The organism is Stenotrophomonas humi (assembly GCF_001431415.1).
Lineage (GTDB): Bacteria > Pseudomonadota > Gammaproteobacteria > Xanthomonadales > Xanthomonadaceae > Stenotrophomonas > Stenotrophomonas humi.
Genome location: NZ_LDJI01000076.1, coordinates 1 through 601, shown reverse-complemented (window position 1 = coordinate 601; position 601 = coordinate 1). Strand labels below are relative to the sequence as shown.

Annotated in this window: 1 protein-coding gene; it reads right to left on the bottom strand. The window is 64.2% G+C overall.

The features are described 5' to 3' along the window. Window positions 1–601: M1 family metallopeptidase (locus ABB26_RS18355; protein ID WP_245626272.1), on the bottom strand; the 601-nt coding region annotated here is incomplete at both ends.

Sequence of the window (601 nt, the reverse complement as noted above, 5' to 3'; positions counted from 1 at the left end):
ATGCGCGCGCAGATAGCTGCGCACGCCGTTGCGCCAGGCATCGGCGCCCACGTAATCCTCGAACATGCCGATCACCGCCGCGCCCTTGCCGTAGGTGATGCCGTCGAAGGCCTGGCTGGCCTGCTCCACGGTAGCCACGTGCTGCACGATCGGATGCGTGGTGACCATCGCATCGCGGCCCATCGCGCCGCGACTGGTCAGCGCCGCATCCACATTGTTCAGATCCCACTCCGGATGCAGCTTGCGGGTGGTGCGCCCTTCCATCCAGGTGGCGAAGCCTTCGTTGAGCCACAGATCGTCCCACCATGCCATCGTCACCAGGTTACCGAACCACTGGTGCGCGATCTCATGCGCGGCAATGCTGAAAACACCTTGCTTGTCCGAAACGCTGGACACAGCGGGGTCCAACAGCAGGGCGTACTCGAAGGTGAAGATCGCTCCCCAATTCTCCATCGCGCTGAAGAACTGGCTGCCACCCGGCGCTGCCACGTTGTCCAGCTTGGGCAGCGGATACGGCACACCGAAGTAGTCGTTGTACTCGGCGATCACGTCACGGCTGGCGTCCAGCGCGAACTGCGCCTGCGACAGCTTGCCGGCCGGC